Here is a 1,287-nt window from a genome sequence, read left to right on the forward strand (position 1 = left end):
CCCTGTTGGCCGAACAGACACCGGTTGCGACAATCGCCACCGATGCGGTCTACACTATCAATCTGTCGCTCGCCGCGACCCCAGCGGTCGACGGAGGCGGTTCCATCGTCTACACCGCCACCCTGACCAACGCTGCTGGCTCGCCAGTCACCGTGACCCTGAGCAACGGCGCGGTGATCACCATCGACGCTGGCAAGACCACCGGCACCGTGACCGTTCCTGCCCCGGCGGACGACGTTTACAAAGACGCCGGCAACGTGCAGGCCACGATCAAGTCCGCCACCGGTGGCAGCTTCGAAAACCTGGTGACCAGCACCACGCCAGCGGTGACCAGTGTCACCGACACCATCGACACCACCACCGTGAAGCTGACCGCGACCACGACGGCAGCCGAGGGTGGCAACGTTGTCTACACCGCGACAGTCGGTGCAGCCGTGACTGGCTCGCCTGTCGTCGTGACCTTGGCCAATGGTCAGCAGATCACGATCGACATCGGCAAAACCACCGGCACCGTGACCACTACCGCGCCGAACGACGCGCTGACCGGCCACACACCGCTGACCAACTCGATCACCAACGTTTCTGGCGGCAACTACGAAAACCTCGTGGCCGACAAAACTCCGGTCTCGACCACCGTCACCGACACCATCGACACCACCAACCTGTCGCTCAGCGCGACCGGCACCGTGGCCGAAGGTGGCCAGATCACCTACACCGCTACCCTGACCAACGCCGCTGGCTCGCCAGTCACCGTGACCTTGTCGAACGGCGCAGTGATCACCATCGAAGCCGGCAAAACCACTGGCACCGTGACCGTTCCTGCACCAGCCGATGACGTCTACAAAGACGCCGGCAACGTACAGGCCACGATCACCAACGCCAGCGGTGGCAGCTTCGAGAACCTGGTCACCAGCACCACACCAGCGGTGACCAGCGTTACTGACACCATCGACACCACCACCGTGAAGCTGACCGCGACCGCGACAGCGGCCGAAGGTGGCAACGTTGTCTACACCGCCACCGTCGGCGCGCCTGTAACGGGCTCGCCAGTGACCGTGACCCTGTCCAATGGTCAGCAGATCACCATCGACATCGGCAAAACCACCGGCACCGTGACCACCACCGCACCGAACGATGCGTTGACCGGTCATGCACCGCTGACCAATGCGATCACCAACGTAACAGGCGGCAACTACGAGAACCTCGTAGCCGACAAGACTCCGGTCAGCACCACCGTCACCGACACCATCGACACCACCAACCCTGCCCATAATACACACCCGACGC

General features: G+C 63.2%; 1 protein-coding gene. It reads left to right on the forward strand.

Going from position 1 to position 1,287, the window contains the following annotated elements; genetic code table 11:
• A partial coding sequence (locus F2P67_RS26615; protein WP_178120963.1) for an immunoglobulin-like domain-containing protein occupies positions 1-1,287 on the forward strand: 1,287 nt, incomplete at both ends.

The organism is Pseudomonas atagonensis (assembly GCF_011369485.1).
GTDB lineage: Bacteria > Pseudomonadota > Gammaproteobacteria > Pseudomonadales > Pseudomonadaceae > Aquipseudomonas > Aquipseudomonas atagonensis.